Raw genomic sequence first — 6,024 nt, forward strand, 5'->3', positions numbered from 1 at the left:
AAATAAGTTGGCAATTGTTACTGGAGTGATTATTTTTGAAAACAGAAATTTTGTACGGGAAATCAAATATCGAGATTGAAGTGCCAGATAGCAGTACGTTAATTGAGTCACAAGACTTGGAACCATTAGATAATGATATAGCTGCAATAAATTCAGCATTAGAAAATCCTATAGGTACACCGCCATTAAAAGAACTGGTTAACTCAGATGATACCGTATCTATCGTTATTAGTGATATTACACGTCCTACACCGAATCATATTTTAGTACCTTGTATTTTAAACACATTAACCCACGTACCACGCGAAAATTTTGTCATTATCAATGGCACAGGTACACATAGAGACCAGACGCGCGATGAATTAATCCAAATGTTAGGTAAAGATATTGTAGATACAATTAAAATTGTGCATAATCACTGTCACGATAAAGATTCATTAGTAAAAGTCGGTCATAGTGAATATGGCTCTGACGTCTATTTAAATAAAGATTACGTCGAATCGGATTTCAAAATCGTTACTGGCTTTATAGAGCCACATTTCTTTGCTGGTTTTTCAGGTGGACCCAAAGGCATTATGCCTGGCATTGCAGGTATTGAAACAATAATGACATTTCATAATGCGCGCATGATTGGTGATATACGGTCGACTTGGGGCAACATGGAAGATAATCCGTTGCAAAATATGACACGTGAGATCAACGCCATGTGTAAGCCAAACTTTATGCTCAACGTGGCTTTAAACAAAAACAAATTAATTACACAAGTCTTTGCAGGTGAATTATACGAGGCGCATGATGTTGGATGTGCCTATGTAAAAGAACACGCTATGTTTCGATGCGATGACCGCTTCGATGTTGTCATAGCTTCTAACTCGGGTTATCCACTTGACCAAAATCTATATCAAACAGTAAAAGGCATGAGTGCTGCACATAAGATTGTAAAAGAAGGTGGCACCATAATAATGGTTTCCGAATGTGCTGACGGCTTACCTGACCACGGCAAATTCGCCGACATATTTAAACGCGCCGAATCACCACAAGCCTTATTAGATATGATTCATGACCCTAATTTTGCAGAAATGGATCAGTGGCAAGTACAAAAACAAGCAAGCATCCAAGTATTTGCAAATGTTTATGTATATTCCAAACTAACTGACCAACAATTAGAAGAAGCTATGTTAAAACCTACATCAAATATAGAAGCAACGCTCAAATCATTAGAAACATCATATGGTAGACCTTTAACTATAGGCATTATGCCACAAGGCCCATTAACAATACCTTACGTTGAATCTTAAAAGGAGAATGATTAATTATGTTGACATTAAAAGAAAAAGAACAACAACTCGAAAAAACTTTAAAAGAAATGAAGCAAGTCGTTGTAGCATATTCAGGTGGTGTTGATAGTACGTTAGTATTAAAAAAGGCGCTTGACGTATTGGGAGAAAGCAACGTTATTGGTGTCGTTGTAGAGTCCGAATTATTTAGAAGTGAAGAATTCGATCAAGCTGTAAACTTAGGGCATCAAATGGGCGCGCATATTCTTAAAACCAAAATTTTAGAATTAGAAGATCGCCACATTGTACAAAACACACCGAAAAGCTGGTACTATAGTAAACTATTATTATATAAAAAATTAGAAAGCATTAAAGAAGCCTATCATTTTAATTATGTTTTAGACGGTATGATAATGGATGACAACGAAGACTTCCGTCCTGGATTACATGCTCGCGACGAACTAGGCGTTAGAAGTATTTTACAAGAAGTTGGATTATATAAAGAAGATGTACGTCAATTAAGTAAGCAGTTAGACTTACCAGTATGGAACAAACCTGCCCTATGTAGTTTGGCCTCTCGTGTGCCATATGGCGAAACTTTAGATGAGACGAAAATCAACAAAATTAACGAAGCTGAAAAATTTATTTTAAGTTTAGATATTACTAACGTTCGTGTGCGTTACCACAACAATATTGCTCGTATAGAAGTAGCTGAAAATGATATCGCCCAATTAGTACGACAACGTACACAAATTATCGACCATTTAAAAACACTTGATTTCGACTATGTAACCATAGACCTTGAAGGTTACCGTACAGGAAGTATGAATGAAGTACTTACAGTTGAAACAACAAATTAAAAAGTGAAGGATAGTGTTTAGCATGTCAGACAGTAATAACGATATTGAAGAAATACTAACTAAGGTACAACAAAATAAACTATCAATCGCAGCTGCTCAAGTTAAACTAAAACATTATGATGACTTGGGTTTTGCTAAAATCGATTTACACCGTCCCCAAAGACAAGGCTTCCCAGAAGTTATTTTTGGTGAAGGTAAGACTTCCGAACAAATCATTTCGATTATTAATAGTTTAAATCATAATAACCAAACAATATTAGTAACGCGTATTGACGATGATAAAGCCAACCACATACTGTCTATATATCCTAATTTAGAATATCATTCTACTGCACATATCGTTTGTACGCCTACTGCTAACATTAATAAATCGAACTATGTTGCTTCTATTATTAGCGCTGGCACTTCAGACATCCATATTGCAGAAGAAGCAGCAATAACAGCTGAAGTTATGGGCGTTACCGTCAAACGCTTTTACGATGTTGGCGTCTCAGGCATCCATCGTCTATTCGAAAACATTGATGACATTAGAGAAAGTAAAGTTTCAGTCGTCGTGGCAGGCATGGAGGGTGCATTATGTAGTGTCATTTCAGGATTAGTGAATCATCCTGTTTATGCTATCCCAACGAGCATTGGCTATGGCGCTAATTTAGCAGGTGTCAGTACCTTGTTATCAATGATTAATTCGTGTGCGCCCGGAACTAGCGTATTAAATATTGATAATGGCTTCGGCGGTGGTTATAATGCCGCTCAAGTCATCAACATGCTCGAAACAAACTAGACTGGAGAGATTGAAATGTCACATGCCATTTATTTAGACTGCCACGCAGGTATAGCTGGCGACATGATTTTAGCAGGATTAATCGATTTAGGGGCTAATCCAAATTACATCACAGAAGAATTGTCTAAATTACCCTTAGATACTTTCGATTTATCATTTAATCATGTAAATAAACAAGGTATTAATGCTCAGTATTTATCTATAGATATAGCAGAAAGTCACCATCATCGTACTGCGCAACATATTTTTAGCATGATTGAAAATAGTACATTACCACAACGTGTTAAATCTCGAAGTAGTGCTATTTTTAACGTCATTGCCGAAGCTGAGGCTAAAATACACGGGATGACCGTTGCGGACGTTCACTTTCATGAAGTAGGTGCAATTGATTCAATTATTGATATTATCGGTAGTTGTTTAGCACTCGAAGATTTAAATATTGATACTATTTATTGTTCCGCCATTCCAACTGGACAGGGCAAAGTTAATATTGCACACGGACTTTATCCCGTCCCTGCTCCCGCAACTGCTGAAATTTTAAAAGGCATACCTCTCGCTTCATTAGACGTCGCTAGTGAAATGACCACGCCGACAGGAGCAGGATTTGCTAAAAGTTTAGCTATACAATTCGGACCCTTACCTCCATGCACGATGACTGGAATTGGTTATGGGGCTGGCACAAAAGACTTTGATTTTCCCAACGTCTTACGCATTATTCAATTTGAAGAAAACCAACACACACAAGATTACGTGCAAGTATTAGAGACTCAATTAGATGACATGCCTGCCGAAATGCTTGGGCATTTTATTGAAGACGCACTTTCTCAAGGTGCGCTTGATGTTTACTACACACCGATTACGATGAAGAAGAGTAGACCTGCAGTACAACTTACTGTGATTTGTCCACTATCAAAGGCAAGCTTTTTTGAAACTTACATATTACGCCAAACAAGTTCTTTAGGCGTTAGAAGCTATAGCGTACGCAGAACGATTTTAGACCGTGATTTTACAACGATTGATACGGATTATGGTAAAGTAACGATTAAATTAGGAATATTAAATGGCGAAGTTATAAAAGCCAAACCTGAATTTAGTGATCTACAAGCTATTGCTGATAGAACACAATTACCGTTACAACAAATTTACCATCATGTAATGAGCCAGTTAGATAATTTAAATTAATATTAATTTTGTATAAACTTGACTCCCCTTTAAAATTAATTCAACTATGTTACACTAGTTAACAATTTAAGAATCACATCAAAGGGGGTATAGTGATGAGCGCGTTAGTTCTGATTATTGTTGGACTATTATTAGGTCTTTATTTTCACCTTAGAAAAGCACCAATGACTGTAAAAGATTGGTTTTTAGGTCTAGCTGTCATACTAGTATGTATGATTATCGTGAGTGGATTCCAAAATGTTGACGCCATAGTACAGGGGCTCAAAGATGGTGCCGAAAGTGGCAAATAACAAATCATAATATAGTTTTAAATTATTAAGAGCCTGAGACATACCGTTGTCTTCAGGCTCATTTTCCTATTGGCAGTAGATGACTGAATTGAAAATGCGCTTATATCAAGCTTCTTTCAAGTCTAGTCATCCTTGCCGGGGTGGTACTACAAAATCTTCTTATAAAAATAAGATTTTTGTCCCGCTCCCTACGATTTAGCCGTGCATGCTTGCCTTGATTTAGGATAGTATGGTTCGAGCCTGTAGTCTCTCTCTCATACGCTTCCCTAATGCGTCAGCACGATGCCAAATCATTACAAAGCTATTTTTATTTTATTCTCTTTAACACGAACGAACTTAATGCACTTATCGCGATGATTGCACATAAAATGCTGAGTAGTATGAACTGGTTCCCAGCAATATTGATACCAAATTCAGAGCTACCATTGGCACTAAAACTTGCATATAAATTAAACACAAGAACAATCAATACTCCAATACTAGCTAATAGGCCTATACAGTCAATAATAAATTTAGTGTTAGGAAATTTAATACCTTTTGTTATCATATGCTCACCTTCTTTAATCAAATTATAACAAAAATAGTCATTCATTAAAGACGTTCTAGAATAGACTTAATATTATACACTTTAATATATTCCATCAATTAATATGTGTATTTTAATGCTAATTAATATACACTAAACTTAAGAAAAACTTTAATTTATGGGGGATATTATGAATATTGAACAAAAATTATTTGAAGAAGCAAAGTCACTAATCGAAAAGAGATATCCTACAGGTTGGGGTGGCGCAGCTGCTATGTATTCAAAAAAGCGTAATATCTATACATCAGTTGCTCCAGAAATTATAAATGCTTCTAGTGCTTTATGTATTGAAACAGGTGCGATTTTAGAAGCACATAAATATGAAGATATCATTACTCATTCTATATGTGTTGTAAGAGATGATGAAAATAGTGATTTTAAAATACTCACTCCTTGTGGTACGTGTCAAGAAAGGCTCTTATTTTGGGGACACAATGTAAAAGTTGGCGTAACTGCAGAAAAAAGTGATTTATTATATAAAACATTATTAGACCTACAACCTTTTCATTGGACGAATGCTTATAACGATATAGAATTTAATACATAACTTTATAATTTTAGGAGTTATAATAATGTTGTATTTTATTAGGCACGGACAAGCAGAACATAATTTAAATGAACCACATAATTTTGATCTTAAAAATCCCAAACTAACAAAACTTGGCAGCAATCAAATTAAGAAATTGAGACGTTTTTTTAATAATGATACTAAAATTTGGTGTAGCCCCACTGTAAGAACCATCGAATCTGCTCAGTTAATCAGTGGTGCAGCTCAATTAAATATTTTAGATATTCTTGGCCCTAGAACCTTTCCTCATAAAATTTGTAGCATGCATAACTGCGACCAATTAAATTTTAATCTAAGTAGTATAAATACATCGATTATTAAACTTTTAAATAATGTACATCCGAATGATTTCACTGATGAAGAATTTATGAATATTTTTAAATATTTTATAAAAAATTACGTAGATGAACAATACGACCACTTATTTGTAACTCATGATGGTGTTATAGCTACTTTATTAAAATACTGTAATAACGTAAA

General features: G+C 35.2%; 8 protein-coding genes. 7 read left to right on the top strand and 1 reads right to left on the bottom strand.

Annotated features, from left to right (window positions below; all coding sequences use genetic code 11):
* Window positions 1–35 precede the first annotated feature (35 nt).
* The 5 genes from larA (at window position 36) to RPL90_RS00920 (ending at window position 4,390) form a co-directional block, all read left to right on the top strand.
* Window positions 36–1,298: a nickel-dependent lactate racemase gene (gene larA / locus RPL90_RS00900; RefSeq protein WP_313541507.1), complete on the top strand. Its 1,263-nt coding sequence runs from the start codon at window positions 36–38 to the stop codon at window positions 1,296–1,298.
* Window positions 1,299–1,315: 17 nt separating this feature from the next.
* Window positions 1,316–2,137 (top strand): ATP-dependent sacrificial sulfur transferase LarE, encoded by an 822-nt coding sequence (gene larE, locus RPL90_RS00905; RefSeq protein WP_313541509.1) that lies wholly within the window; start codon window positions 1,316–1,318, stop codon window positions 2,135–2,137.
* 22 nt (window positions 2,138–2,159) lie between these two features.
* Complete coding sequence (larB, locus tag RPL90_RS00910; RefSeq protein WP_313541511.1) at window positions 2,160–2,918, top strand: nickel pincer cofactor biosynthesis protein LarB; 759 nt, start codon at window positions 2,160–2,162, stop codon at window positions 2,916–2,918.
* Between the two features lie 15 nt (window positions 2,919–2,933).
* Window positions 2,934–4,100: a nickel pincer cofactor biosynthesis protein LarC gene (larC, locus tag RPL90_RS00915; protein WP_313541513.1), complete on the top strand. Its 1,167-nt coding sequence runs from the start codon at window positions 2,934–2,936 to the stop codon at window positions 4,098–4,100.
* 95 nt (window positions 4,101–4,195) lie between these two features.
* Window positions 4,196–4,390, top strand: a complete 195-nt coding sequence (locus tag RPL90_RS00920) for a hypothetical protein (RefSeq protein WP_313541515.1) — start codon at window positions 4,196–4,198, stop codon at window positions 4,388–4,390.
* 307 nt (window positions 4,391–4,697) lie between these two features.
* Here RPL90_RS00920 and RPL90_RS00925 read toward each other — a convergent pair whose 3' ends face one another.
* Complete coding sequence (locus tag RPL90_RS00925) at window positions 4,698–4,937, bottom strand: hypothetical protein (protein ID WP_313541517.1); 240 nt, start codon at window positions 4,935–4,937, stop codon at window positions 4,698–4,700.
* A gap of 169 nt (window positions 4,938–5,106) precedes the next feature.
* Between RPL90_RS00925 and RPL90_RS00930 the strand changes: the two genes are divergently transcribed.
* Window positions 5,107–5,523, top strand: a complete 417-nt coding sequence (locus RPL90_RS00930) for a cytidine deaminase (RefSeq protein ID WP_313541518.1) — start codon at window positions 5,107–5,109, stop codon at window positions 5,521–5,523.
* A gap of 25 nt (window positions 5,524–5,548) precedes the next feature.
* Window positions 5,549–6,024 (top strand): histidine phosphatase family protein (locus tag RPL90_RS00935; protein WP_313541520.1); only part of this gene is annotated, 476 nt, incomplete at its 3' end.

The organism is Staphylococcus kloosii (assembly GCF_032139365.1).
Classification (GTDB): Bacteria; Bacillota; Bacilli; order Staphylococcales; family Staphylococcaceae; genus Staphylococcus; species Staphylococcus kloosii_A.

Coding starts and splice junctions, on each gene's coding strand:
- larE (WP_313541509.1), top strand. CDS start 1,316: ATGTTGACATTAAAAGAAAAAGAACAACAACTCGAAAAAACTTTAAAA.
- larB (WP_313541511.1), top strand. CDS start 2,160: ATGTCAGACAGTAATAACGATATTGAAGAAATACTAACTAAGGTACAA.
- larC (WP_313541513.1), top strand. CDS start 2,934: ATGTCACATGCCATTTATTTAGACTGCCACGCAGGTATAGCTGGCGAC.
- RPL90_RS00920 (WP_313541515.1), top strand. CDS start 4,196: ATGAGCGCGTTAGTTCTGATTATTGTTGGACTATTATTAGGTCTTTAT.
- RPL90_RS00925 (WP_313541517.1), bottom strand. CDS start 4,937: ATGATAACAAAAGGTATTAAATTTCCTAACACTAAATTTATTATTGAC.
- RPL90_RS00930 (WP_313541518.1), top strand. CDS start 5,107: ATGAATATTGAACAAAAATTATTTGAAGAAGCAAAGTCACTAATCGAA.